Raw genomic sequence first — 23,724 nt, 5'->3', positions numbered from 1 at the left:
GCTCCATGTAGGAAAGACCGGACGCGGGAAACAGCGCCCGCTCAGGCCAGCGCCGCCGGGCGCCCCAGCACCCGCAGCAGGGCGTCGAGATCGTAGGGCTTGCGCAGCACCACGGCATCGGGCCAGTTCGCCACTTCGCCGTTTCCCGTCGCGAACACGATGCGCATGCCGGGCGCCCTGGCGTGGGCCTGGGCCGCGAGCGCGTCGCCCGACATCCCCGGCAGCTGCACGTCCGTGACCAGGACGTCGGTGTCGGCGCCAATCAGCGCCAGTGCCGCTTCAGCGTCGGCCGCGGCCTGTACCCGGTGCCCGAGGTGGGCCAGCAGGGCCGCGGTGCTGGCGCGGATACTGTCCTCGTCCTCGACCAGGACGATGGACAGGGGGCCATTCGCGGCCGCCATCGCGCCCGGCGCAGGCGCGGGGACGGGCATGGCCGCGCCCTGCTTCTGGCCGGCCAGCACCTGGCGGATGCGCCCGGCGAGGCGTTCGCGGGTGTACGGCTTGCCCAGCAGCTCGACCCCGTGATCGAGCCGGCCACCGTGCACGATCGCGTTCTCGGTGTACCCGGAGGTGAACAGCACCGCCAGCCCTGGCAGGCGTTCACGCGCCATGCGCGCCAGGTCGGTGCTGCGCAGGGTGCCGGGCATCACCACGTCGGTGAACAGCAGGTCGATCGGCACCCCGCTATCGATCACGGCCAAGGCGCTGGCGGCGTCCGGCGCCTTCAGCACGCGGTAGCCGAGGCCGCGTAGCATCTCGACCACGGTGGCACGTACCGCCTCGTCGTCCTCGGCCACCAGGATGGTCTCGCTGCCCGTTTCCGCCTGCCCGGTCTCGACCGGCCCGACCGGGTCCTCGGCGGCAGTGGAGCGCGGCAGGTAGACCTTGACGGTGGTTCCGCGTCCGGGCTCGCTGTAGATCTTGACGTGGCCTCCGCTCTGCTTGACGAAACCGTAGACCATCGACAGGCCCAGGCCGGTGCCCTTGCCTTCCTGCTTGGTCGAGAAGAAGGGCTCGAACGCATGCGCCACCACTTCCGGGGGCATGCCGCAACCGGTGTCGCTCACCGCCAGCATCACGTACTGGCCGGGCATCACGTCGCCGTGGGACCGGCAGTACAGGTCATCGAGCACGGCGTTGGTGGCTTCGATGGTCAGGCGGCGCTGCCCATCCCCGCTGCCGGCCATCGCGTCGCGCGCATTGATGGCGAGGTTGAGCAGCGCGTTCTCGACCTGGGTCACGTCCACCGCGGTGTTCCACAGCCCGCCCGAGATCACCATTTCGATCGCGATCTCTTCTCCCAGCGAGCGACGCAGCATGTCTTCCATGCTTGACACCAGGCGGCCGATGCGCACCACCTTCGGCTCGAGCGGCTGGCGGCGGCCAAAGGCCAGCAGGTAGCTGGCCAGCTTGGCGCCCTTGTCCACCGCCGAGCGCGCGCTGTCGATCCAGCGCGCGGCGTCGCCCGATCCGCGCCGTGCCAGGTCCGACACCTGCAGCAGCTGCAGGTTGCCGGAGATGATCTGCAACAGGTTGTTGAAATCGTGCGCCACGCCGCCGGTCAGCTTGCCGATGGTTTCCATCTTTTGCGATTGCTGCAGCGCCAGTTCGGTGCGGCGGATGGTCTCGAGCTGCTCGCGGTCGGCAGTGATGTCACGCCCGATCGCGTGCACCTGGCCTTCGTCGCCGGCCGCGTTCCAGGACAGCAGGCACCAGCCGCCGTCCTTGCGCCGGAAACGGTTCTCGAACTTGTAGACGTAGACGCCGCGCGCCAGCGCCGCCATCTGCGCCACGGTGGCGCCACGGTCTTCCTGGTGCACCAGCTCCATGAAGTTCTTGCCGAGGATGTCGGTCTCCTGCCAGCCCAGCAGGGTACCGAAGGCCGGGCTGACCGCCTCCACCCGGCCATCGTAGCCGCACACCAGCAGGATGTCCTTGGACAGCCGCCACATGCGGTCGCGCTCGGCCGTGCGCAGCGCCACCTGGCCCTGCAGGTCGGCGCTCAGCGCCGCGTAGCGCTGGGCGGTGTTCTTCTGTTCCTCGATATCGGTATTCGTGCCGACCCAGCCGTCGGTCACGCCCGCCGCGCCTGCGCCCCCGTGCAGGGGCAGCGCCCGGTTCAGGTGCCAGCGGTAGCTGCCATCGGCGCGTCGCAGCCGCACCTCGGCCTCGTACACGGTGCCGGTCGCCACCGCCTCGGTCCAGCGGCTGCGTACCATCTGCAGGTCGCCCGGATGGACGACGCGGCCCCAGCCATCGCCCAGCAGGTCCTCGTGCGCCAGGCCGGTGTAGGCCAGGATGCGTTCGTTGAACCAGTTCAGCTGGCCGCGCGCGTCGGCGGCCCAGACCTGGCTCGGCATGGCCTGGGCGAAGCTGCGGAAGCGCGCTTCGCTGGCGCGCACCGCGCGCTCGGCCTGCACCCGCTCGGTGACGTCGTTGCCCTGCACGAAAATGCCGAACACGGTACCGGACGGGTCGCGCACCGGCTGGAACACGAAGTCGAGGTAGTGCAGGCGGCTCGCGCCGTCGGCGGCGGTGAGCCAGACTTCGCTTGCCGCGCCGCTGTAGGGTTCGCCGCTGGCATAGACCCCGTCGAGCAGCGCGATGAAGCCCTGGGACGCGACCTCGGGCAGGACCTCGCGCACGCTGCGGCCGATGACGTCGCTGCGTTCGACCAGTCCCAGGTAGGCATCGTTGACCAGTTCGTAGCGGTGCTGGGGACCGGTGAGCATGGCCATGAAGCCCGGCGCCTGGCCGAACATCGCGCGCAGGCGGTCCTGCTCGCCGGCCAGGTAGCGCTCGGCGCGCACCTTGTCGGTGGTTTCCACCACCAGCGCCAGCACCCCCGCCACGCTGCCGTCCTCGGCGACGATGGGGGAATAATCCAGGTTCAGCCAGACCTGCTCAGGCGCGCCGTGGCGGCCCAGCGTCAGCTCGGCGTCGCGGTAGGACAGGCTTGCGCCGCCCATGCAGACCCGCATCACATTGTCGTTGAAGGCCGCTTCGTCCGGCCAGCTGGCACGCACGGGGGCCCCCAGCTGCTGCGGATGGCGCCCGGCCGCGATCCGGGCATAGCCTTCGTTGTAGATCATGATCCCGTCCGCGCCCCACATCGTGACCATGGGCAGCGGCGAACGCAGGATCAGGTCGACCGTGTGGCGCACCACGCCCGGCCAGCCGGAGATGGGGCCCAGACTGGTGGCGCTCCAGTCGAATTCGTCAATGAGCTTGCCGATCGCGCCTGCGCCGGAGGCGAAGGGTCGGGGTAATGCAACTGCCGGGTGCGCCATGCTGGAATCGCGTTGTCGAGGATTCGGCAATTGTAATATCTCAACGCAAACATTGATACATCGATGTAACAAGACAGGGGTATCGCAAGACACAGTGTTGCTATCGCGACAGGCCAGCGAGCGGAAAGCTGTCGTTAATTCGCCCACATCGCCAGTTTCCACATGGAAACGCTATACTGGACGACCTCAGCGTTGCCGCCGTCCGGCGCGGCTTCCCCCAGCAGCGGCAACGGGCCGCGAATTAAGTGAATACCTTGGAAATTTCCAATCCTTTGCACAACGGATCCGCAGCGCTCGCCGAAGAAAACGCGGCGATGATCGACAACGCCCTCGACCTGATGCTCGTGCTCGGTCCCGACGGCGTGATCTTGCGCGCGAACGGCGCCGCGCAGGTCCTGCTCGGCTATGCGCCGGGCGAGCTGCTCGGCCAGCATTACACCGCCCTGCTTCCGCGCGAACAGCACGCCGAGGCGCTCGAGGTCCAGGCCAGCCTGCAGAACGGCCACCCGGAGCGTCCCGATTTTCCGATGCAGGTACGGCGCCGCGATGGCCAGGTGATCCTGATGGCGGCGGCGGTGCGCTGGTCGGCCGCGCATCAGCGCATCTTCCTGAGCGCGCGCGATGCCACCGAGCGCCAGCGCGCGCGCCAGGCCCTGGTGCGCTCCGAGATGGCGCTCAACAGCATGCTGGCAAGCATCGGCGACGCCTTCTTCGCGGTCGATGGCGACTGGCGCCTGACCTATGCCAACCAGAAGGCGGGCGACTTCGTCGGCATCGACGCGGCCGCCGCGATCGGCCGCCCGCTGATGGAGCTCGTGCCCGACCTGCTGCAATCAACCGCGCTGCCGCGCTACCGGCGGGCGATGGAAACGCGCGAAGCGGATACCTTCGAGACGCTGTGGGAGCCGCGCCAGGTGTGGGTCGAGACCCGCATCTACCCGAACGACGATGGGCTGTCGGTGTACTTCCACGAGGTCACCGCCAAGCGCGCCGCGGAGCAGGCCCTGCGCAAGAGCGAGCAGCGCTTCCGCAAACTGCTCAACCAGGCGGGCGACAGCATCATGATCGTCGACGAGGCGCTACGCATCGTGTCGGTCAACGACCAGGCCTGCGCCCGCTTCGGCTACAGCCGCGAGGAGTTCGCAGGCATGCAGGCGGCCGATATCAACTTCGGCTATCCCGAGACGCAGGCGCTGCTGGACGGCCTGCGCGCCGGCCAGGCCCAGCTCCTGCGACTGCTCAAGCGCTGCAAGGACGGCACGACCTTCCCGGCCGAGGTGCAGGTCTCGCGCTTCGACGACGAGGGCGAGGAATTCTTCCTCGCCGTGATCCGCGACGTCAGCGAACGCGAGCGCGCCGAACAGCAGTTGCGCGCGAGCGAGCAGCGCTTGCGCGAAGTGATCGAGATGACGCCGGCCGGTTACCTGCTCGCCGACCGCGAAGGCGTGCTGCAGGACGTGAACCCGGCCCTGTGCGCGCTGTCGGGCTACCCGCGTGCGATGCTGCTGGCGCTGCGCCTGGACGACCTGTTCGTGTCGTCGCCGCTGGCGCCGGAAATCGGCACGCATGGACCAGGCGAGGTCGCTACCGTGCTGCAGGGCGCCGAGGCGGTTTTGCGCCACCGCCATGGCCACCACATCCATGTGCTGCTCAACGCCAGCATCAAGCGCGACGCCGACGGCCAACCGCTGGCCCTGACCGGGCTGATGACCGACATCACGGGCCGCAAGGCGGCCGAGAGCCGGCTGCACGAACTGGCCACCCACGATACCCTGACCGGGCTGCCCAACCGCGCCCTGCTCGGCGAGCGGGTGCAGCAGATGCTGGACGCCTGCCCGCCCGGCAACAGTGTCGCCGTCATGTTCCTCGACCTCGACCGCTTCAAGGAAGTCAACGACTCCTTCGGCCACGAGATGGGCGACGCGCTGCTGTGCGAGGTGGCGGCGCGCCTGCGCCGGGTGATCCGCCCGACCGACATCATCGCGCGCCTGGGCGGCGACGAATTCGTGGTGGCCGCCCATTGTGCCAGTGGCCAGCCGGCCGCCGCCCGCATCGCCGACAAGCTGCTCGACGTCCTGACCGCCCCGATCAAGGTCGGCGGCAGCGACGTGATCGTGGGCGCCTCGATCGGCATCAGCATGTACCCGCAGGACGCCCAGACCCGCGAGCTGCTGTTCCAGACCGCCGACACCGCGATGTACCGCGCCAAGGATGCCGGCCGCAACCGCTACCGCCTGTTCGAGCCGGCGATGACGGTGGCGACCCAGGAACGGATGGCGCTCGAGGTCTCGCTGCGCCCGGCGCTGGCGCGCGGCGAGTTCGAGCTGCACTACCAGCCGCGCTACGCCCTGGACGGGATGCGCCTGTTCGGCGTGGAGGCGCTGATCCGCTGGAATCATCCGCAGCGCGGCCAGGTCTCGCCGCAGCAGTTCATCGGCATCGCCGAAGAGACCGGACTGATTGTCGAGATCGGGCGCTGGGTCATGGAAGAAGCCTGCGCCCGCACCCGCCGCCTGATGGACGAGCACGGGCACTCGATGGTCGTGTCGGTGAACGTGTCGGCGCGCCAGCTGGCCCAGGCCGGCTTCGCCGACGAGGTGCGCGCGGTGCTGGCGCGCACCGGCCTGCCGCCCGGCTGCCTGGAACTGGAGCTGACCGAGAGTGCCCTGATCGAGGACATCGAGCGCACCGCCTCGATGCTGCGCGAATTGAAACTGCTCGGCATCCGGCTGGCGGTGGACGACTTCGGCACCGGCTACTCGGGCCTGGCCTACCTGCGCCGCTTCCCGATCGACGTGCTGAAACTCGACCGCTCGTTCGTGCTGCAGGACGACGGCAACGGTTCCACCTTCGACTTCGTGAAAGCCTTCGTCGACCTGGCCCATGCGCTGGGCATGGCGGTGGTGGCGGAAGGGGTCGAAACCGGCGACGTGCTCGATTTCCTGCGCGCGGCGCGCTGCGACCAGGCGCAAGGCTACTACCTGGCGCGGCCGATGGCCCTGGACAAGCTCGAGGCCCTGCTGGCAGCGCCGTCCGGGTCCGGCGCCTGAGGCCGCGTCAGGAGCGCGCGGCGCGGGCGACCCCGTCCAGGATCGCGGCCAGGCGCCCGATGTCCGCCGGCTTGACCAGGTGGTGCGCGAAGGCCGGGTCAAGCGCCTGGCGGTCGCTCTCCTGGCCATAGCCGGTCACCGCGACCAGGACCGCGTCCGCCGTTTCCGGTCGCGAATGCAGGCGGCGCGCGAGTTCGTTGCCGTCGATGTCGGGCAGGCCGATGTCGAGCAGGCAGACCTGGGGCGGCGCCGACGCAGTCCGCACGCGCGCCAGCGCCGCGTGCGAGCCGTATTCCACCGCCACCTGGTGGCCCAGGCCTTCCAGCACCATGCCCAGCATGTCCGCGGCATCGGTATTGTCGTCCACCACCAGCACGCGCAGCCCCTGCCCTCCCGCGGCCATGGCCGGTGCCGCTGCGTCCGGGCCGGCATCGGCCGCGGCAGCGGCCAGCCGCGGCAGGCGGACCGAGAAGCGGCTGCCGAGCCCTGGACCGGCGCTATGGCAGCTAACCGTGCCGCCGTGCAGCTCGACCAGGCTGCGCACCAGCGCCAGGCCCAGTCCCAGGCCGCCCGCTGAGCGGTCGGAGCTGCGTTCGGCCTGCGCGAACAGTTCGAACACGTGGCTCACCAGTTGCGGCGCCATGCCGATGCCGTTGTCGGCGACGTCGACGCACACGCTGTCCGCCTGCGCCAGCAGCGACAGCGTGATGCTGCCACCCTCCGGCGTGTACTTGGCCGCGTTGTTGAGGATATTGGCGAACACCTGCACCAGGCGCTTCTTGTCGCCCACGACCATGGCGCCTTCCGGCGCGATCTCGGCACGCAGCAGGTGGCGCCGGGCCTGGACCAGCGGCGCCACCTGCTCGGCGGCGTCGGCCAGCACATCGCGCAGGTCGAGCGGCGCGCTTTCCAGCTCGACCAGGCCGCGTGTGACCCGCGATACGTCCAGCAGGTCATTGACCAGGTGGGTCATGTGGTCGACCTGGCGCCCGATGATCTGGCTGGTGTGGCGCACGCGGTCCGGGTCGAGCCGCCCGACGCGCAGCAGATGCGCCGCCGCGCCAATCGGCGCCAGCGGATTGCGCAGCTCGTGGGCCAGCATGGCCAGGAAATCGTCCTTGCGGCGGTCCGCCTCGCGCAGCTGGCCTTCGGCCGCCTTGCGTTCGCCGATGTCGCGGAAGAAGATCGCCAGGCGACCGCCCGGCAGCGGGTAGGCGCGCAGCTCGAGCCAGGCGGTGCCGCCTGCCGGCAGCGCCTGCGCGTATTCGAGGGTCGCCGGCAGGGCTTGCGCCTGCACCCGCCGGTAGAGCCGTTCGACCTCGCTGCCCAGCAGCTGCGGAATGGCCGTCCACAGCTCCTGCCCGAGCAGCGCGGCGCGCGGCGTGCGCGCCAGCTGGGCGCCGATCTCGTTGACCTGCAGGACCGTCCAGTCGCTGTCGAGCAGGGCAAATCCTTCCGTCATGCTGTCGAAGATCTGCCGGCTCTGGTCGCGCTCGGCGCGCAGTTCGGCCTGCGCCCGCGCGCTCTCGACGGCGAACCAGGTGCGGTCCACCATGTCTTCCGCCATCGCGACCTGCTCGGCGCTCCAGGCCCGGGGCGCGCCGTCATGCACGCTGAGCACGGCGCGCATCCGCCCTTCCTTGACCAGCGGGACCGCCAGCACCGCCCGGATCCCGGCCTCCATGTAGTTCGGCAGGTGCGGCTGGGCCGCATCGACCCGCAGCACGTCGTCGATCACGAGCTTGTGGCCGGCGCGCAGGATATCGGACACCGCCATGCCGAAGTCCTCGAGCCGCAGGCGGCGGCCGCCCATCGACGCCAGGCTGCCGTCGGTCCAGTCGGGTTTCATGTCGAGCTGCATGCCGCCATCGTCCGCTTCGCCGTACACCACGCGCCCGGCGCCTAGGTACTGGCCAAGCATGGCGCAGGCCGCGGCGGCGACTTCCTCCGGGTCGAGCAGCGGACGGATGCGGTCCGCGAGCGCCTGCTGGAAGGCATGGCGCCGCTCGGCCGCCTCGAGCGCCAGCTTGACCATCTTTTCCTCGTGGATGTCGGTCGAGGTGCCGAACCAGCGCACGATGGCGCCAGCCGCGTCCATGACCGGCTCGGCGCGCACCAGGAACCAGCGGTAGCTGCCGGTGCGCGACCGGATCCGGTGCTGCACGTGGAAACCACGCTGCTGTGCGTATGCCTCCGCCCACGCCGCCATCGTCGGGCCCAGGTCGTCGGGATGGACGAAATCGTTGGCGACCTCGGCCGGCGTGGACGAGACGATGGGCACCCCGGTGTAGTCCTCCCACTGGCGGTTGAAGTAGACCGCCTCGCCGGAGGCCATGACGATCCAGATGATCTGCGGGACCGAGTCCGCCATCAGGCGGAAATCGCGCTCGCTCTCGCGCAGTGCCTGCTGCGTCGCGACCTGCGCGCTGACATCCCGGAAATAGAACGACAGGCCGGCCGCGGCGGGAGCGATCCGCACCTCGTACCACCTGCGGTGATCCGAATAGTAGGCGGTCAGCTCGGCAGCGCCATGTTCGCGCATGGCCTTGCGGTAGACTTCCTCGAACGCGGTACCGGCCAGCGCCGGAAAGGCTTCCCACAGCGTCTTGCCGACGAGCGCGGCGCGTGAGGCACCGAGCAGGCCTTCGGCGCGCCCGTTCAGATAAACGAACTTCCACGCGCTGTCGACCGAAAAGAAGCCGTCCGACATGCCCTCCAGGATCGCGGCGGCGTCGTCCGCCAGTCGCTGGGCGCTGCCACTCCTGTCGTTCATGGTGCTTCCTTCCGGCGTTTTCCTTAATTCACGATTATAAATGCGAAGTGATACAGGTAACAGAAAGGAAAAGAAGCGATTTCGTCAATATGCACGCCTGGCGCCGGCCGCGTAGCGCACTTCAGGGTGTGCACAGGAAGGGGCGCGGCCGCGCCGCGGGACTCGCCTGCGCCAGTGCCAGCCCTTCGTCCAGGCCGGGGAGCGCGCGGCGAATGCCATCCCGCGCCGGCCCCAGCGCACGGTCCAGCGAGACCTGGCCGTCCATCCCGTAGGTGAAGTGGCCGATGTACACGCTGCGTCCGGCCGGGGCTGCGAAGGCGATCACCGGGCCGGCCAGCGGGGCGCCGTTGAAGGGACTGTACACATAATGGCCGGGCGGCACGTCGAAGGCGAAGTAGGCGACCGCGCCGGGCTCCGGAGCGACGCGTCCCTCGGTGCGGGTGAAGCGCCAGCAGTCCCCCGTGATGTTCTGGCGCCCGGGGTCGTAGTGGGCGACCTGCACGGCATAGCCCGCATGGGGCCAGTGGCCCGCGACCTGTACCCCGTACACGATCACGGCGCGGTCCGCCGCAGGCCGGCCGCCGGCGGGCAGCGGCCTGGCCGCGTTCAGCGTGCAGGCCGCGCCCGCGAGGGCGGCACAGGCCAGCAGCGCGCTGCGCAGGAGCCTCGGCACCGTGGTGGACATCGCATTGCCCCGCATGGCCGGCCTAGAACAGCAGCCCGGCCGGTGCCGGCTGGCGCGTGAAGCTCGGCCCCGCCGTCGACGGGCGGCCGCCATCCCATGTCAGGCGGTCGATGCACATGCGCCGGCCCGTCATGGCCGGGTCCCAGGCGTGGTACACGATCCAGTCCTGGCTGCCGTCGGGCGAGGTGGTGAAGGAATTATGGCCGGGCCCGATCACGTTGCCGGGCCGGGTGCGCATCAGGAGCGCGTGCTCGCTGCCTTCGGGCCGCGTGAACGGTCCGAGCGGGTGTTCGGCCACCACCCAGCTCACGCCGTAGTTCTCCTGTTCCCACGCGCCGCCGCTGTAGAAGCAGTAATAGCGGCCACCATGCACCAGCACCGAAGCGCCTTCCACCGTGTGCCAGTCGTAGACCGCGTCGTACATGGCGCGCCCTTTCTTGAACAGCTGCCAGTCGGCATGCGGGCGCGCCACCGTGCGTGGCTGCCCGGCCAGCCGGTCCATCGCCAGCATGCGGTCGACCACGATGCCGGTCCCGATCCGGTGCTCGTCCTCCAGCTCCAGGAAATCCACGCAGTAGTACAGGTACCACTGGCCATCATGGTCGCGGAACGGGTGGGCGTCGATCGAGAAGGGCTGGTCCGGCACCAGCAGGGTATCGCAGTCGCTGAAAGGCCCGGCCGGATGGTCGGCCACGGCCACCCGCAGCCGGTGGCCGTGGCCCTGGCTGTCGCCGCGCGAGTAGTACAGCCAGAACCGGCCATCGGCATGGGCCACTTCCGGCGCCCAGAATTCGTCGGCGCCCGGGGCGGCCATGGCGTATCCGGCGCGGTGCCAGTCGACCAGGTCGTTCGACACCAGCACCGGGAAACGGCCGCCACCCGGACCCGCGGGCGCAGTGCCATAGGCGTAGTAGCGTCCCTCGTGCCGCAGCACGAAGGGATCGGCCATGATCTCCGGATAGACCGGGTTGCAGTAGGTATTGAGCATGGGGCCTCCCTCGTCGCCGCTACTGTACACCGGGAGCGCCGGCTCCCCCGTCCGGGAGCACGCGTGGCAGCGCCAGGCCTTCCGCGTCGAACAGGTGGCCGTGGGCCGGGTCGAAGTCGAGCGCCACCCGCGCGCCGGGTTCCGGCCAGCCGGCGCCGGCGCGGCACTTCAGCGCCAGCATTTCCGGCACCCCGTCCACCTGCACATGGACGATGCTGGCCTCGCCCAGGTATTCGACCAGGGATACCGTGGCGGCGACCGTGGCGCCGCCATCCACGGTCCTGGCATCCGCCGCGAGACGCAGGTGTTCCGGCCGGATGCCCAGGCTCACCGGGGCGCCCGGCGCGGCGCGGGTCGCGTCGGCCGCCACCTGCACCACCGCGCCGCCGGGCAGGCGCACATGGGTGGTCGCGCCCTCCTCCCCGGCCAGCATTCCGGGAAGGAAGTTCATGCGCTGCGCACCGAGAAAGCCGGCCACGAAGCGGTTCACCGGCCGCTCGTAGAGTTCCAGCGGGGTGCCGGCCTGCTCGACACGGCCGCCATTGAGCACCACGATCTTCTGGCCCAGGGTCATGGCCTCGACCTGGTCGTGGGTCACGTAGAGCATGGTGGCGCCCAGTTCGCGGTGCAGGCGTGCCAGCTCGACCCGGGTCTGGCCGCGCAGGGCGGTGTCCAGGTTCGACAACGGCTCGTCGAACAGGAAGACCTCGGGCTGGCGCACGATGGCGCGCCCGATCGCCACCCGCTGGCGCTGGCCGCCGGACAGCTCCGCCGGGCGGCGCGCGAGCAGGTGGCCGATCTGCAGCGCCGCGGCGGCGCGCTTGACCCGCTGCGCGATCTCGGCGCGCGGCACCCCGGCCAGGCGCAGGGCGAAGCCCATGTTGCCGGCCACCGTCATGTGCGGATACAGCGCATAGTTCTGGAACACCATGGCGATACCGCGCCGTGCCGGCTCGACCCCGTTGCACGGCTGGCCGCCGATTTCCACGAGGCCGGCATCGGCGTCCTCGAGCCCGGCGAGGATGCGCAGCAGGGTCGACTTGCCGCAGCCGGACGGTCCCACCAGCACCACGAATTCGCCGTCCGCGATCTCGAGCTCGATGTCCTGGAGGACCGGCTGGTCCCCGTACCACTTGGTCATGCCTTGCAGGCGTACAGATGCCATGAACTCTCCGTTTATCCCTTCAGGCCGGTGGCGGCGAGGAAGCCGCGCGTCACCCGGCGCTGGAACAGTACATAGGCCAGCGCCACCGGCAGCGCGCCCACCAGCGCCGCCGCCATCATGCGCGCATAGCGCACGCCAAACGCGTCCTGGACCTGGGTCAGGCCGAGCGGGATGGTCATCATGTCGGTCGAGGTGACGATGATGTAAGGCCACAAGAAGTTGTTCCAGGCGCCGATGAAGCTGACGATGGCCATCGCCCACACGATATTGCCTGACAGCGGCAGGTAGACGCTCCACAGGATGCGCAGCGGCCCCGCGCCGTCCATCACGGCCGCTTCGCGGAACTCGGCCGGCACCGCGTCGAAGAAGCGCTTGAAGACGTAGATCGCCACCGGCGCCACCACCTGGGGCAGCACGATACCGGCATAGCTGTCGACCAGGCCGAGCCCGTTCATCATCCGGAACAGGGGTACCAGCAGCGCCTCGAAGGGCAGCAGGAAAGCCAGCATGGCCAGTCCGAACGCCAGCCTCCGGCCACGGAAACGCAACTGGGAAAAGGCGTACGCGGCCATCAGGGACAGCGCCATGGTCAACACCGTCACCAGGAGGGCCACCAGCGCGCTGTTGAACAGCCAGCGTCCCACGCTGCCGGCGCCCAGCACCTGCACGAAGGCATCCACGGTCCAGTCGCGCGGCAGCCAGTGGAACACGGCGGACACGGTCTCGTGCTCGGGCCGCAGGGCCGTGCCGAGCGCCCACACCAGGGGCGCGACCCATAGTGCCGCCAGCAGCAGAGCGGCCAGCGCGCCGATGGCGGTCCAGGCGCTGCCCGCACGGCGCGTCATGCCTGCCTCCTGCCCAGCCAGCGCATCAGCCCGGCCTGGGCCAGCGACAGCGCCGCCACGATCGCCATGAACGCCATCGCGATCGCGGCGGCATAGCCGGCATCGCTCTGGGTAAAGGCCGTCTCGACCATGTAATGCAGGGTCACGCGCGTGGTGTTGAAGGGTCCGCCCGCGGTCAGGAGGTAGGTCTGGCCGAAGATCTTCATCGAGGCGATCAGCTGCAACACCAGGGCCATGCCGGCGACCGGACGCAGGGCTGGCCAGGTAATGTGGCGGAACAGGGCGAAGCCGCGCGCCCCGTCCAGCGCCGCCGCCTCGTACAGTTCACGCGGAATGTTGCGCAGCCCGGCCAGGAAGATCAGCATGTTGAAACCCACCGTCCACCAGATGGTGGCGATCGCCACCGAAGGCATGGCCCAGGTCAGGTCCGCCAGCCACGCGCGCTGGATGCCCAGCAGGTGGTTGACGACGCCGGAGGAAGGCTGCAGCATCCATCCGGCGATCAGGGTCATCACCGAGATCGGCAGCAGGTAGGGCAGGAAGAAGGCGCCCTGCAGCCAGCCCGCGGCGCGCGTGAAGCGGTGCACCAGCAGGGCCATCAGCAATCCGAGCGCCGCCAGCGGCAGCACCGTCAGCAGGGCGAAGTAGAAGGTGTTGCCAAGCGCCGCCCAGAACGATGGATCCTCGGCCAGCGCCAGGTAATTGTCGATGCCGACGAGGGCGCCGGTGCGGGTCAGGCTGCTCTCCGTCAGGCTCATGTGGAAGGTTGCGAGCGCCGGCAGCAGGAAGAACAGCACGAAGGCGAGCACGAACGGCGCCAGCAGTAGCGCGGCCGACAAGCCTTCGCCGCGCCTTGCCGTACCGGGACCAGTCTGGAAATCAAGCATGCGGGGCTCCTAGTAGCGCGGCGCGCGCCGGGCGAGGATGCGCGCGGCCTCGGTGTCGAACAGGCGCAGCGCCTGCGCCGGCGTCAGCTGCGAGGACAGGGCCGCCGGCAGGTATTTCGAGGCCATCGCCTCGAGCGGCCCGGCGGCGCCCATATACCAGCCGTCCGGGTCGTAGACCACGCTGCGCGCCGCCCCGGCATACAGCCGGTTCGGCATCAAGGCGCGCACGGCGGGGGATTCCGCGACCGGCCGGTAGGCCGGCAGGTGCCCGCCCTCGGCCCAGGCGTCGGCATTCCGGCTGACGAAGGCGACAAAGCGCAGCGCCGCCCGCAGCTTATGTGGCGGCAGCGGCTTTCCCGCGTTCGCGGGAAGCGCGAAGGCATGCGAATCGCCCCACACGCTGTCGTTGCCGTACATGCGCGGCAGCGGGACGATGCCGTAGTCGAAGCCGAGCGTGCCGCGCCGGCTCGCGCGTACCAGTTCCGGCACTTCCCATGCGCCGTTGATCATGAAACCGGCCTGGCCGCCCATGAACTGGCCGGTGGAAGCGGCGTAGTCCAGTCCCGGCTGGGCATAGCCAAGCTGGAACCAGCGCGCCACCCGCGCCAGCGAATCGGCCCCGGCGGCGCCATAGGCGAAGCGCCCGTCCCGGATCAGAGGGGCGTTGCGCTGGGCCAGCATCGAGACCCACAGGCGCCACACGGCGTACGAACTCTGGCTGCTCTCCATCGTCAGTCCGGGCCGGCCGGTGGCCTGGCGCACGGCGCGGAAGGCGTCGCCGAGGGCGTCGATGCCCACGAGCGGCTTGAGCGCCCCGTCCGCGTCGAGCAGGCCGGCCCGCCCAGCCAGGGCCTTGTTGTAGTACAGGACCAATGGATGCAGGTCGAGCGGCACCGCGTAGTTGCGCCCCGCGTACAGGGACTTCTGCCACTGGCGCGGATAGAAGTCGCCCGGCGCCAGCCCGGCAGTGCGCAGTTCCGCAGCGGCGATCGGGCGCAGCACGCCGCCGCCGGCCAGGTTGGGCAGGCGCGACAGGTGGACGATGGCCAGGTCCGGACCGGCGCCGACCACGGATGACGTGATCAGCTTGGTATAGAAAGGTTCTCCCCATGCCAGGGTGGTGCTGGTCACCCGCACCTCACGCTGGCTGGCATTGAAACGTTCGACCAGGGCGGCCATGCGGGCGCCGTCGCCACCGCCCAGCAATGTCCACATGCGCAGCTCGGTCTGCGCGCACGCGCGCGGGGCCGTGCACAGCAGGGCCGCGGCCAGCGTTGCGGCCGGACCGGCAAGGCGGAGCATAAAAGGGAACAAGCCTGTCTCCTGGGTCGGTGATGCTTGCTAATATAGCAAACATTTCTGCGCCGGCGTGTCCTGATGGCATTTTTGTGGGCGCGGTACAATCACCGTTTTGCTCGTGCTGGGCTGGGTGGCGGTATGTGGATCGGTGTGTTGTGCGGCTTGCTGGCAGGTGCGGTATGGGGCCTGGTATTCGTGGTGCCTGAACTGCTGGCCGGATTTTCGGCGCTGGAATTGGCGGTGGGGCGCTACCTGGCCTATGGCGCGATGGCCTTCGTCCTGCTGCTGCCGCGCCTGAAATCCCTGCTGGCCAGCCTCGCCGGTCCCGACTACCTGGCCTTGCTGCGTCATGCGCTGGCCGGCAACCTGGTCTATTACATGCTGCTTGCCACCGGCGTGAAGTACGCCGGGGTGGCCCCGACCTCGCTGATCGTCGGCATGCTGCCGGTGCTGGTCACCCTGCTGGGGCGCAAGGACCATGGCGCGGCGCCGCTGCGGCGCCTGGCGCTGCCGTTGCTGCTGGTGGGCGCCGGCATCGCCTGCATCAATGTCGACAGCTTCCTGCACGCGGGCCCGTCGCGGTCCGCCGGCGAGATCGCCTTCGGACTGGCCTGCGCCGCCGGTGCCCTGCTGTGCTGGAGCTGGTATGCACTCGACAATGCGCGCTACCTGAAGCGCAATCCGCAGTTTTCCAGTACCCAGTGGTCGGCCCTGTACGGGCTGGCCACCGGCGTGGTGGCACTCCCGCTCGGATTACTGGCTTGGGCCTGGCCGCTGGCCGACGGCGCGGCCGGGCCGGCGCGCGACCTGGCCCTGTTCTGGACCTGCAATGCCCTGCTGGCCTTGGGCGCCTCGGTGATCGGCAACGGCCTGTGGAACGTGGCCAGCCGCCGGGTGCCGGTCACGCTGTCCGGCCAGCTGATCCTGTTCGAGACCCTGTTCGCACTGCTGTACGGTTTCCTGCACCGTGGCTTCGGTCCGCGCCCGCTGGAACTGGCGGCGGTGGCGCTGCTGGTGGCGGGCGTGACGTGGTCGGTGCGCGCGCATGCCCCCGGACGGGAAGCGCGCCAGGCGCCGGCCGCGGGCGCCGACCTGGCGGCGGCCCCCGCGCGCTCCCAGGCCTAGGCGGCGTCGGACTTGGCCGGGCGGTGCGTGATCACCCGGTAGATGTACCAGGCCAGCAGGATGCCGAAGATCGCCTTCGAGACCGGATCGACGTACTTGCCGACCTGTTCGTAGTTACTTTCAAGGATGAATCCGGCGCCGGTGAGCACCCCGGTCCAGGCCAGCGAGCCGATCGTCGAATACAGCAGGAACTGCCCGAGCGACATGCAGGCAAGACCGGCCGGCACCGAAATCAGGGTCCGGATTGCCGGGATCAGGCGTCCGAACAGCACCACCGAGCGGCCGTGCCGGTCGAAGGCCGCGATCGCCTTGTCGATATCGGACGCGCCCACCGTCATCCAGCGCGCATGGCGGTCGGCGAAGCGCTTCAGGCGCTCCTTGCCATATACGCGGGCCGCGTAGTACCAGGGCATGGCGCCCGCGATCGACCCGGCCGTGCCGGCCGCAAGGACCCCGGCCAGGTTGAGGTCGCCGCGTGCGACGACGAAGCCGGCGAAAGGCATGATCAATTCGGACGGTATTGGCGGAAAAATATTTTCCAGCGCCATTAAGAGGAACACACCAAGGTAGTGCGTGCTATCCAGGAAGTCGGTGATGAACTTGAACATGTTGACGTTTGGGTAAGGTGTCGGGACCGACGATAGCATCCCGGCCAGAATACTCGCGCCCGCTTGGCCATGTATTGCTAATCAGCAAGCACATGCCGGTCGGCCCCGTGGAAAGCGTGCGTCCCCGCCGCCGCCCCCTGTGCTTTAATGGGTCACCGCCACGCCATGGAGACGCCATGCAGCCCGACCGCCAGCCACCCGACGCACACAGCCTGGACGAGGACACGCTGGCGTTCGTGCGCCGCGTGTTCCGGCACGCGCGCAGCGGCGACACGGCGGACCTGGCCGGCCTGCTGGACCAGGGCCTGCCGCCGAACCTGCGCAACGAGCGCGGCGACAGCCTGCTGATGCTGGCCTGCTACCACGGCCACCACGCTACCGCGCGCGTGCTGCTCGCCCACGGCGCCGATCCGGAACTGATGAACGACGCCGGCCAGACCCCGCTCGCAGGCGTGGCCTTCAAGGGCGACCTGGCGCTGGCCGCCCTGCTGCTCGAGCACGGCGCGCAACCGGACACCGCCGGCCCGGGCGGCAAGGACGCGCTGATGTTCGCCGCCATGTTCAACCGGGTCGAGATCGCCCGCTTGCTGCTGGCGCGCGGGGCCGACCCGGGCACGCGCGATGCGGACGGCGTGTCCGCACTGGAGGCGGCGCGCCGCATGGGGGCGCAGGATACCGCCGCCCTGCTGGCCGGGCTGGCCTGAGCGGAACGGCATGGAACGGCCCCGCCTCCCCGTCGATGAAGCGCAGCGCCTGGCGGCCCTGCACGCGACCCGCCTGCTCGGCAGCGCGCCGGAGGAAAGCTACGACCGCGTCACCCGCACCGCCACCCGCCTGTTCGGCGTGCCGATCGCGCTGGTCTCGCTGGTCGACCGCGACCGCCAGTGGTTCAAGTCGCGCACCGGATTGGAGACCCCCGAAACCCCGCGCGACATCTCGTTCTGCGCCCACGCGATCCTGGCCGACGAGGGGCTGGTGGTGCCCGACGCCGCGCGCGACCCGCGCTTCGCCGACAACCCGCTGGTCACCGGCGAACCGCACCTGCGCTTCTATGCCGGGGTGCCGCTGTACTCGGTGGAACGCAAGAAGATCGGCACCCTGTGCATCATCGACCGCCGCCCGCGCCGTCTCGATCTGGGTCAGCTCGACGCGCTGCGCGACCTGGCGCGCATGGTGGAGGGGCTGGTCTACCACCGCCAGTTGGCAATGGCGGCGCAGTCGCTGAGCGAGCGCCTGCAGGACCTGAGCGTCCCGGATGGCGACACCAGGGGCACGCCGGGCGGCGAGCTGGCCTGGCTGGTGGCGCACGACCTGCTGACCGGATTGCCGAACCGCCAGGCCATGCTGCGCGCGATCGGCCGCAGCATCGCCAACTGGCGCGCCAGACGCACACCGGCGCTGGTGGCCTGCATCAATATCGACCGCTTCAAGCATTTCAACGAGCTGCTCGGGCACCGTGCCGGCGACGAGATCCTGATGGCCATCGCCACCAGCCTGCAGGCCTTGTTGCGCGAAGGCGACCTGCTGGCGCGCGCCGGCAGCGACGAATTCCTGGTGCTGCTGCACGCGAACGGCGAGGATCCGGCACCGGAACGGGCGCTGGAACGCCTGATGGCCGCGACCAACCGCGCCGTGCCCACCCCCGGCGGCGAGATCGCCCTGACCTGCTGCATCGGCAGCGCCCTGCTGCCGCGCGACGGCATGGATGCCGATGCCCTGCTCAACAACGCCGTCACCGCGCTGCGCCACGCGAAGGCCCAGGGCCGCGGCGCCATGGTGCGCTATGCGCCCGACCTGCGCACCGAGCAGGGCCGCCGCCTGACCCTGGAAAGCCACCTGCGGCGTGCCATCGCCCAGGAGGAGCTGTTCGTCGAATACCAGCCCAAGGTCGAGCTGCGCTCGGACACCCTGGCCGGCTTCGAGGCCCTGGTGCGCTGGCGCCATCCGGAATACGGCGTGATCGCGCCCGATGAATTCATTCCGATCGCCGAGGAGAGCGGGATGATCGTCCCGATCGGCGAATGGGTGCTGCGCAGCGCGGTGGCGCAGCTGGCCGCGTGGCGCGACGCGGGCCTGCCACTGGCGCCGGTCGCGGTCAACCTGTCCGCGCGCCAGTTCCTGCAAAGCGAAGTGGTCGAGACGGTGGGCGGACTGCTGGCCGAATCCGGCCTTGCGCCGGGCCTGCTGGAACTGGAACTGACGGAAAGCGTCTCGATGGCCGATCCGGAGCGCAGCGTGGTGGTGATGCGCGGCCTCGGCGCGCTGGGCGTCATGCTCAGCATCGACGACTTCGGCACCGGCTTTTCCAGCTTCAGCTACCTGCGCCGGCTGCCGCTGGACAAGCTCAAGATCGACAAGTCCTTTGTGCAGGACATGGCGCACAGCGCCGAATCGTCCGCCATCGTGCAGGCCATCGTGGCGATGGCGCATCGCCTGAAGCTGGCGGTGATCGCCGAAGGGGTCGAGAACGCCGACCAGGTGGCGGCGCTGCGCAGGGCCGAGTGCGACCAGATCCAGGGCTTCTATTATTCCAGGCCACTGGCCGCGGCCGATTGCGCCGACTTCATCCGCCAGTATGCGGCGAATGGCGCGGGCCCGCTCAAGACGCCCCAGGCGCCTGGCTTGCCGATATAATCTTTCGCTAGTTCAATTGTTTCGATGACAAAGGCGAAGGATGACGATGAAAGCCCTGCCCCTCTCCCTGCTGCTGGTATGCGGCGCCGCGCTGGCGGACGACCAGGCGATCCTGGCCTGCCGCGCCCTGCCCGACGGCGGCGCGCGACTGGCCTGCTACGACGCGATCCAGGTCGCGGCCCGCTCCGGCGGCGCGGCTGCACGGACTGCTGCCGCAGCCCCGGCCCCTGCTCCGGCCATGGCGCCCGCGCCGGCTGCCAGCCACGAGGCCAGCTTCGGCCTGGAAGCCGCCAAGCGTCGCGAACGCGAACCGGACGCGATCGCCAGCACCATCCCCGGCGAGTTCCAGGGCTGGGGACCGGGTGCGCAGATCCGCCTGGCCAACGGCCAGGTATGGCGCGTGATCGACGGTAGCGAAGCGGTACTGCCGCGCATGCGCGACCCGAAGGTGCGTATCGAGCGCAACCTGTTCGGCACCCTGTTCCTCAGGGTCGAGGGGACCAATAATTCGGCGAAGGTGCGCCGGGTTCAGTAAGTGCCGGCAAGGGCGCGCCGCATGTAGCGTGCGCCTGCCGGGTAGCTGGCGAGGGCGGCGCGCGCCGCCGCGTCGTGCACCGTGTCCGTGGCATAGCCGAGCGCGCGCCAGAACGCTTCGCTGTCCTGCACCGAGACCAGCGCCGACCAGCGCCAGCCGGCCGGCTGCTCCAGAAGCTGCGCGACCAGCCGGCGCGCCAGGCCGCGGCCGTGCGCGCGCGGCGCCACCGCCAGGTCGTGCACATAGAGCGTATCGGCATCGGGAGCGGGATCGAAGGCCGCGCCAAGCGGCGTCACGGTGCCCAGCCTGCTTGGATAGGCGAACAGGTAGCCGCACAGTCCGTGTTCGTCCTCGGCCACGACGCAGGTCGCGCCGGCCGCGGCGATGCGCGCCCGCAGCACGCCGGCCGCTTCCTGCATCGCCGGCGGATAACAGGCGGCCTGCACCGCCAGCACGGCGTCGAGGTCGGCGGGGCGCAGCGCGCGCACGTGGCAAGGGTCTGGAGACTGCATGAACGTCGTCGGGAGAGCGCAAGACAAGCCCGGGATGTTAGCATGAACGACCCGCCCACGGCCCGCCTCGTCATTCGCCGCCGCGGATTCGTCCTTCGTCGCCATTTGCTTGGCGGCCGCCGCATCCTTTCCTAGACTGCCCACATTGCCTTATATTGAACAGCAAGGAGAGCACGATGTGGCGCAGAATCACCGACTGGTATGAGGACCTCGAACGCGAACAGCTGGCCGTGCTGGAACGGCCCGAACTGGCGGCCTCGGTCGCGCCCGGCTACCGGCGCAGGATGGCGGACAATCTCGCAGCCATGTCGCCGGTCGAGCGCCAGCAGTTGCGCGAATTTTCGCTGGCCTACAGGGGCCGGCGCCTGTGGATCGCGCTGGCCAAGCTGGCCCTTTGCTTCACGCTTGCGGGCGTCGGCCTGGCCCTGCTCACCGGCAAGGGCAACTGGCATGTGCCCATCTTCGCCGCCAACCTGCTCGGCTTCGGCCTGCTGTTCGGCGGCATCGGCGTGTGGTTCAACGCCAGCCAGGCCTTCCAGAACCGCCGCAAGTTCCTGCTCGGCCTGGTCTGCGGCGGCGTCGGCGCCGGCGTCGGCGTGTTCCTGAGCGACGGCAGGCCCTTGTCCGAACAGCTGCCGCGCCTCATGCAGGTCATGCCGACCGCCGCGGTGGTCGGCCTGCTGGCCACGACGCCGCTACTGGTCCTGAGCCGCTACCGCCGGCGCCAGCACGCGGCCCTGATGGAGCAGCTCCAGCGCGACGCCGAGCGCGACCGCCTGGCGCGCGAACTGAGCGAAGCGCAGCTGCGCGTGCTGCGCGCCCAGATCGAGCCGCATTTCCTGTTCAACACCCTGGGCGCGGTGCAGCAGCTGGCGGCCGACGGCGCCCCACGCGCCGCCGCGCTCACCGCCGACCTGATCGCCTTCCTGCGCGCCAGCTTCAGCGACCTGCGCTGCGAGCAGCTGACCCTGAAAAGCGAGTTCGCGACCGTCGCCGCGTACCTGCGGGTCATGCAGGCCCGCATGGGCGCGCGGCTGCGCTTCGAGCTTGCGCTGCCCGAGGACGTGGCCCACATCGGCGTGCCCAGCATGCTGGTGCTGACCCTGGTGGAGAACGCAATCAAGCACGGCATCGAACCGTCGCTGCGCGGCGGCGAGATCCGCGTCTCGGCCGCGGCGCTGGACGGGGCCGTGCGCATCCGCGTCCACGACAGCGGCGTCGGCATGGCCGCCACGCCCGGCAGCGGCGCGGGCCTGGACAACGTGCGCCGCCGCCTGCAGCTGGCCTATGGCGAGGGCGCGCGCCTCGCGCTGCACGAAGCCGATCCTGGCCTGGTGGCCGAACTCCACATTCCACGCAACGCCGACAAGGAAACCGCATGACCCGCATTCTGATCGCCGAAGACGAGCCCCTGATGCGCGAGCGCCTGACCGGACTGCTCGCCAGCTGCTGGCCCGAGGCCCAGGTCGTCCTGCAGGCCGAGAACGGCAACGATGCTTGGGACGGTTTCCTCGAGCACGAGCCGGAGGTGGTGTTCCTCGACATCCGCATGCCGGGCCTGTCCGGGCTCGAAGTGGCCGAGCGCATCGGCAGCAGCGCGCACGTGGTGTTCGTCACCGCCTACGACCAGTACGCGGTCGACGCCTTCGACGCGGGCGCGGTCGACTACCTGCTCAAGCCGGTCCAGGCCGAGCGCATGGAACGCGCGGTCGCGCGCATCCGCGCCAAGCTGAAGGAGTCGCCGGCCGACCTGGGCGACCTGCTGCGCCACCTGAAGAGCGCCCTGCCTGGCGTGCGCGCCGAAAAAATGAAGTGGATCAAGGCCACCGTCGGCAAGCAGATCCGCCTGATCGACGTCGACGAGGTGCTGTTCTTCCAGTCCGACACCAAGTACACGCGGGTGGTGCTGCCCGGTTCGGAAGCCCTGGTGCGCATCCCCCTGAAGGACTTGCTGGGCGGCCTGGACCGCGACCGCTTCTGGCAGATCCACCGCGCCACCCTGGTCAATGTGAATGCCATCGCCGCGGTCGAGCGGGTCGATGCCGAGCGCATGCAGGTGCTGTTGCGCGGCAGCGAGGAAAAGCTGCCGGTCAGCCGCAGCTTCACTTACCTGTTCCGCGACTGATCCGCCCGGGCGCGCCTTGACGCGCCCGCCCGCATCGGCCATGCTAGGCGTCCGCCAGCATGGCGGAGTCTGCTTCGTCCACGAGGCTTGTCCGGCGCCGTCCCAAGGCCCGCGGCTACCCGCCGCCGCTTCCGGGGCGTGGCCGCGGCAGCGCAGGCATTTTCGATACCACCCGACAGGACGAACGCATGACACCCAACGACCAGGCGCGGGCGCCGCAGGCCCCGTCCGAATACATCCTCAACGCCAGCTGCCGCGCCGGCATCGGCATCGTGGCCGCCGTCGCCACCTTCCTCGCCGAGCGCGAATGCTACATCTGCGCGCTGGAACAGTTCGACGACGACTCCACCGCGCGCTTCTACCTGCGCGCCGTGTTCCGCCTGCAGGTCGGCTCGCCCGCCATCGGCGCCATCCGCGCCCAGTTCGGGGATGGCGTGGCGCACCGTTTCGACATGGACTGGAAAATCCACGACCCGCTGGAAGCGGTGCGCGCCGTGATCATGGTGTCGAAGGACGACCACTGCCTGGACGACCTGCTTTACCGCCGCCGCAACGGCGAACTGAACATGGCTGTCACGGCGGTGGTATCGAACCACCTGGACCTGCGCCCGATGGTCGAGCGCGAGGGCATCCGCTTCATCTTCCTGCCGGTGAACGCGGACAACAAGGCACAGCAGGAGGCGCGCCTGCTGGAAGTCGTGGAGGAAACCGGCGCCGGGCTGGTAATCCTGGCGCGCTACATGCAGATCCTGTCGGACGAGCTGGCAAGGCGCCTGGCGGGACGCTGCATCAACATCCACCATTCCTTCCTGCCCGGCTTCAAGGGTGCCAAGCCCTACCACCAGGCCTACGACCGCGGCGTCAAGCTGATCGGCGCCACCGCCCACTACGTGACGCCGGACCTGGACGAAGGGCCGATCATCGAACAGATGGTCACCCGGGTCGACCATAATTTCCGTCCCGAGCAGCTGGTGCGGGTGGGGCGCGACAACGAGTGCATGGCGCTGGCGGCGGCGGTCAAGTTCCATATCGAGCGCCGGGTCTTCCTGCACGGGAACAAGACCATCGTGTTCCGCGGGCCCTGAGCGACCGTGCGCAGGCCGTCCGCGGTATCGTTCTGCGCTACCCGGGCGGCAAGCGGATGCTACCCTGCGCCGTCCGCTTGCCGGGGGCCGGCTTGCGCGGGATCATGACTCCATCGAT

At 69.7% G+C, this 23,724-nt stretch carries 18 protein-coding genes; 8 read left to right on the top strand and 10 right to left on the bottom strand.

Annotation, left to right across the window (positions count from 1 at the left end; all coding sequences use genetic code 11):
* Nucleotides 1–41: 41 nt before the first annotated feature.
* Nucleotides 42–3,290 carry a PAS domain S-box protein gene (locus tag LE190_RS06930; RefSeq protein WP_225237993.1) on the bottom strand — a complete coding sequence of 1,083 codons (3,249 nt, stop codon included), beginning with the start codon at nt 3,288–3,290 and terminating at the stop codon, nt 42–44.
* 314 nt (nt 3,291–3,604) lie between these two features.
* Between LE190_RS06930 and LE190_RS06925 the strand changes: the two genes are divergently transcribed.
* On the top strand, nt 3,605–6,340 hold the full coding sequence (locus tag LE190_RS06925; RefSeq protein ID WP_225237992.1) for a bifunctional diguanylate cyclase/phosphodiesterase: 2,736 nt from the start codon (nt 3,605–3,607) through the stop codon (nt 6,338–6,340).
* 7 nt (nt 6,341–6,347) lie between these two features.
* Here LE190_RS06925 and LE190_RS06920 read toward each other — a convergent pair whose 3' ends face one another.
* From LE190_RS06920 to LE190_RS06890, 7 genes are all read right to left on the bottom strand, one after another.
* Nucleotides 6,348–9,113: a hybrid sensor histidine kinase/response regulator gene (locus LE190_RS06920; protein WP_225237991.1), complete on the bottom strand. Its 2,766-nt coding sequence runs from the start codon at nt 9,111–9,113 to the stop codon at nt 6,348–6,350.
* A gap of 121 nt (nt 9,114–9,234) precedes the next feature.
* Nucleotides 9,235–9,798, bottom strand: coding sequence for a hypothetical protein (locus LE190_RS06915; RefSeq protein ID WP_225237990.1), 564 nt, complete (start codon nt 9,796–9,798; stop codon nt 9,235–9,237).
* Between the two features lie 22 nt (nt 9,799–9,820).
* Nucleotides 9,821–10,786, bottom strand: a complete 966-nt coding sequence (locus LE190_RS06910) for a glycoside hydrolase family 43 protein (RefSeq protein ID WP_225237989.1) — start codon at nt 10,784–10,786, stop codon at nt 9,821–9,823.
* 19 nt (nt 10,787–10,805) lie between these two features.
* Nucleotides 10,806–11,951 (bottom strand): ABC transporter ATP-binding protein, encoded by a 1,146-nt coding sequence (locus tag LE190_RS06905; protein ID WP_225237988.1) that lies wholly within the window; start codon nt 11,949–11,951, stop codon nt 10,806–10,808.
* Nucleotides 11,952–11,962: 11 nt separating this feature from the next.
* The gene (locus tag LE190_RS06900; protein ID WP_225237987.1) at nt 11,963–12,796 is read right to left on the bottom strand and encodes a carbohydrate ABC transporter permease; all 834 of its coding nucleotides are present in this window, start codon (nt 12,794–12,796) and stop codon (nt 11,963–11,965) included.
* Nucleotides 12,793–13,683: a carbohydrate ABC transporter permease gene (locus tag LE190_RS06895; RefSeq protein ID WP_225237986.1), complete on the bottom strand. Its 891-nt coding sequence runs from the start codon at nt 13,681–13,683 to the stop codon at nt 12,793–12,795. The genes LE190_RS06900 and LE190_RS06895 overlap by 4 nt, the downstream gene beginning before the upstream one ends.
* A gap of 9 nt (nt 13,684–13,692) precedes the next feature.
* Entirely contained in the window at nt 13,693–14,997 is a 1,305-nt protein-coding gene (locus LE190_RS06890; RefSeq protein WP_225237985.1) for an extracellular solute-binding protein, read from the bottom strand.
* A 123-nt stretch (nt 14,998–15,120) separates the two neighbouring features.
* Between LE190_RS06890 and LE190_RS06885 the strand changes: the two genes are divergently transcribed.
* Nucleotides 15,121–16,107: a DMT family transporter gene (locus LE190_RS06885; protein WP_225237984.1), complete on the top strand. Its 987-nt coding sequence runs from the start codon at nt 15,121–15,123 to the stop codon at nt 16,105–16,107.
* Here the strand turns inward: LE190_RS06885 and LE190_RS06880 are convergent.
* Nucleotides 16,104–16,655: a DedA family protein gene (locus LE190_RS06880; RefSeq protein WP_225238071.1), complete on the bottom strand. Its 552-nt coding sequence runs from the start codon at nt 16,653–16,655 to the stop codon at nt 16,104–16,106. The genes LE190_RS06885 and LE190_RS06880 overlap by 4 nt on opposite strands.
* 236 nt (nt 16,656–16,891) lie before the next feature.
* On the opposite strand from LE190_RS06880, the gene LE190_RS06875 reads away from it, so the two are divergent.
* Genes LE190_RS06875 through LE190_RS06865 form a run of 3 tightly spaced genes read left to right on the top strand, consistent with a single transcriptional unit; the run spans nt 16,892 to nt 19,884 of the window.
* Nucleotides 16,892–17,419, top strand: coding sequence for an ankyrin repeat domain-containing protein (locus LE190_RS06875; RefSeq protein ID WP_225237983.1), 528 nt, complete (start codon nt 16,892–16,894; stop codon nt 17,417–17,419).
* 10 nt (nt 17,420–17,429) lie between these two features.
* Entirely contained in the window at nt 17,430–19,349 is a 1,920-nt protein-coding gene (locus tag LE190_RS06870) for a putative bifunctional diguanylate cyclase/phosphodiesterase (protein ID WP_225237982.1), read from the top strand.
* 46 nt (nt 19,350–19,395) lie between these two features.
* Nucleotides 19,396–19,884: a hypothetical protein gene (locus LE190_RS06865; RefSeq protein WP_225237981.1), complete on the top strand. Its 489-nt coding sequence runs from the start codon at nt 19,396–19,398 to the stop codon at nt 19,882–19,884.
* Here LE190_RS06865 and LE190_RS06860 read toward each other — a convergent pair.
* The gene (locus tag LE190_RS06860) at nt 19,878–20,396 is read right to left on the bottom strand and encodes a GNAT family N-acetyltransferase (RefSeq protein WP_225237980.1); all 519 of its coding nucleotides are present in this window, start codon (nt 20,394–20,396) and stop codon (nt 19,878–19,880) included. The genes LE190_RS06865 and LE190_RS06860 overlap by 7 nt on opposite strands.
* 284 nt (nt 20,397–20,680) lie before the next feature.
* Here LE190_RS06860 and LE190_RS06855 point away from each other — a divergent pair, with 284 nt between their 5' ends.
* The 3 genes from LE190_RS06855 (at nt 20,681) to purU (ending at nt 23,606) form a co-directional block, all read left to right on the top strand.
* Entirely contained in the window at nt 20,681–21,778 is a 1,098-nt protein-coding gene (locus LE190_RS06855; protein WP_439847472.1) for a sensor histidine kinase, read from the top strand.
* A complete protein-coding gene (locus tag LE190_RS06850) occupies nt 21,775–22,521 on the top strand; it encodes a LytR/AlgR family response regulator transcription factor (RefSeq protein ID WP_225237978.1) in 747 nt (248 codons plus the stop codon). Before LE190_RS06855 ends, LE190_RS06850 begins: the two co-directional genes overlap by 4 nt.
* Before the next feature lie 188 nt (nt 22,522–22,709).
* Nucleotides 22,710–23,606 carry a formyltetrahydrofolate deformylase gene (gene purU / locus LE190_RS06845; RefSeq protein WP_225237977.1) on the top strand — a complete coding sequence of 299 codons (897 nt, stop codon included), beginning with the start codon at nt 22,710–22,712 and terminating at the stop codon, nt 23,604–23,606.
* Nucleotides 23,607–23,724 lie beyond the last annotated feature (118 nt).

The sequence above is a fragment of the Massilia hydrophila genome (assembly GCF_020208145.1).
In the GTDB taxonomy this organism is placed as follows: Bacteria; Pseudomonadota; Gammaproteobacteria; order Burkholderiales; family Burkholderiaceae_D; genus Telluria; species Telluria hydrophila.
This window is presented reverse-complemented; position numbering and strand designations above follow the sequence as displayed.

Excerpts from the sequence above, each read along its gene's own strand:
- LE190_RS06930 (WP_225237993.1), bottom strand. The coding sequence starts at position 3,290 with ATGGCGCACCCGGCAGTTGCATTACCCCGACCCTTCGCCTCCGGCGCA.
- LE190_RS06925 (WP_225237992.1), top strand. The coding sequence starts at position 3,605 with ATGATCGACAACGCCCTCGACCTGATGCTCGTGCTCGGTCCCGACGGC.
- LE190_RS06920 (WP_225237991.1), bottom strand. The coding sequence starts at position 9,113 with ATGAACGACAGGAGTGGCAGCGCCCAGCGACTGGCGGACGACGCCGCC.
- LE190_RS06915 (WP_225237990.1), bottom strand. The coding sequence starts at position 9,798 with ATGTCCACCACGGTGCCGAGGCTCCTGCGCAGCGCGCTGCTGGCCTGT.
- LE190_RS06910 (WP_225237989.1), bottom strand. The coding sequence starts at position 10,786 with ATGCTCAATACCTACTGCAACCCGGTCTATCCGGAGATCATGGCCGAT.
- LE190_RS06905 (WP_225237988.1), bottom strand. The coding sequence starts at position 11,951 with ATGGCATCTGTACGCCTGCAAGGCATGACCAAGTGGTACGGGGACCAG.
- LE190_RS06900 (WP_225237987.1), bottom strand. The coding sequence starts at position 12,796 with ATGACGCGCCGTGCGGGCAGCGCCTGGACCGCCATCGGCGCGCTGGCC.
- LE190_RS06895 (WP_225237986.1), bottom strand. The coding sequence starts at position 13,683 with ATGCTTGATTTCCAGACTGGTCCCGGTACGGCAAGGCGCGGCGAAGGC.
- LE190_RS06885 (WP_225237984.1), top strand. The coding sequence starts at position 15,121 with ATGTGGATCGGTGTGTTGTGCGGCTTGCTGGCAGGTGCGGTATGGGGC.
- LE190_RS06880 (WP_225238071.1), bottom strand. The coding sequence starts at position 16,655 with ATGGCGCTGGAAAATATTTTTCCGCCAATACCGTCCGAATTGATCATG.
- LE190_RS06875 (WP_225237983.1), top strand. The coding sequence starts at position 16,892 with ATGCAGCCCGACCGCCAGCCACCCGACGCACACAGCCTGGACGAGGAC.
- LE190_RS06870 (WP_225237982.1), top strand. The coding sequence starts at position 17,430 with ATGGAACGGCCCCGCCTCCCCGTCGATGAAGCGCAGCGCCTGGCGGCC.
- LE190_RS06865 (WP_225237981.1), top strand. The coding sequence starts at position 19,396 with ATGAAAGCCCTGCCCCTCTCCCTGCTGCTGGTATGCGGCGCCGCGCTG.
- LE190_RS06860 (WP_225237980.1), bottom strand. The coding sequence starts at position 20,396 with ATGCAGTCTCCAGACCCTTGCCACGTGCGCGCGCTGCGCCCCGCCGAC.
- LE190_RS06855 (WP_439847472.1), top strand. The coding sequence starts at position 20,681 with ATGGCGGACAATCTCGCAGCCATGTCGCCGGTCGAGCGCCAGCAGTTG.
- LE190_RS06850 (WP_225237978.1), top strand. The coding sequence starts at position 21,775 with ATGACCCGCATTCTGATCGCCGAAGACGAGCCCCTGATGCGCGAGCGC.
- purU (WP_225237977.1), top strand. The coding sequence starts at position 22,710 with ATGACACCCAACGACCAGGCGCGGGCGCCGCAGGCCCCGTCCGAATAC.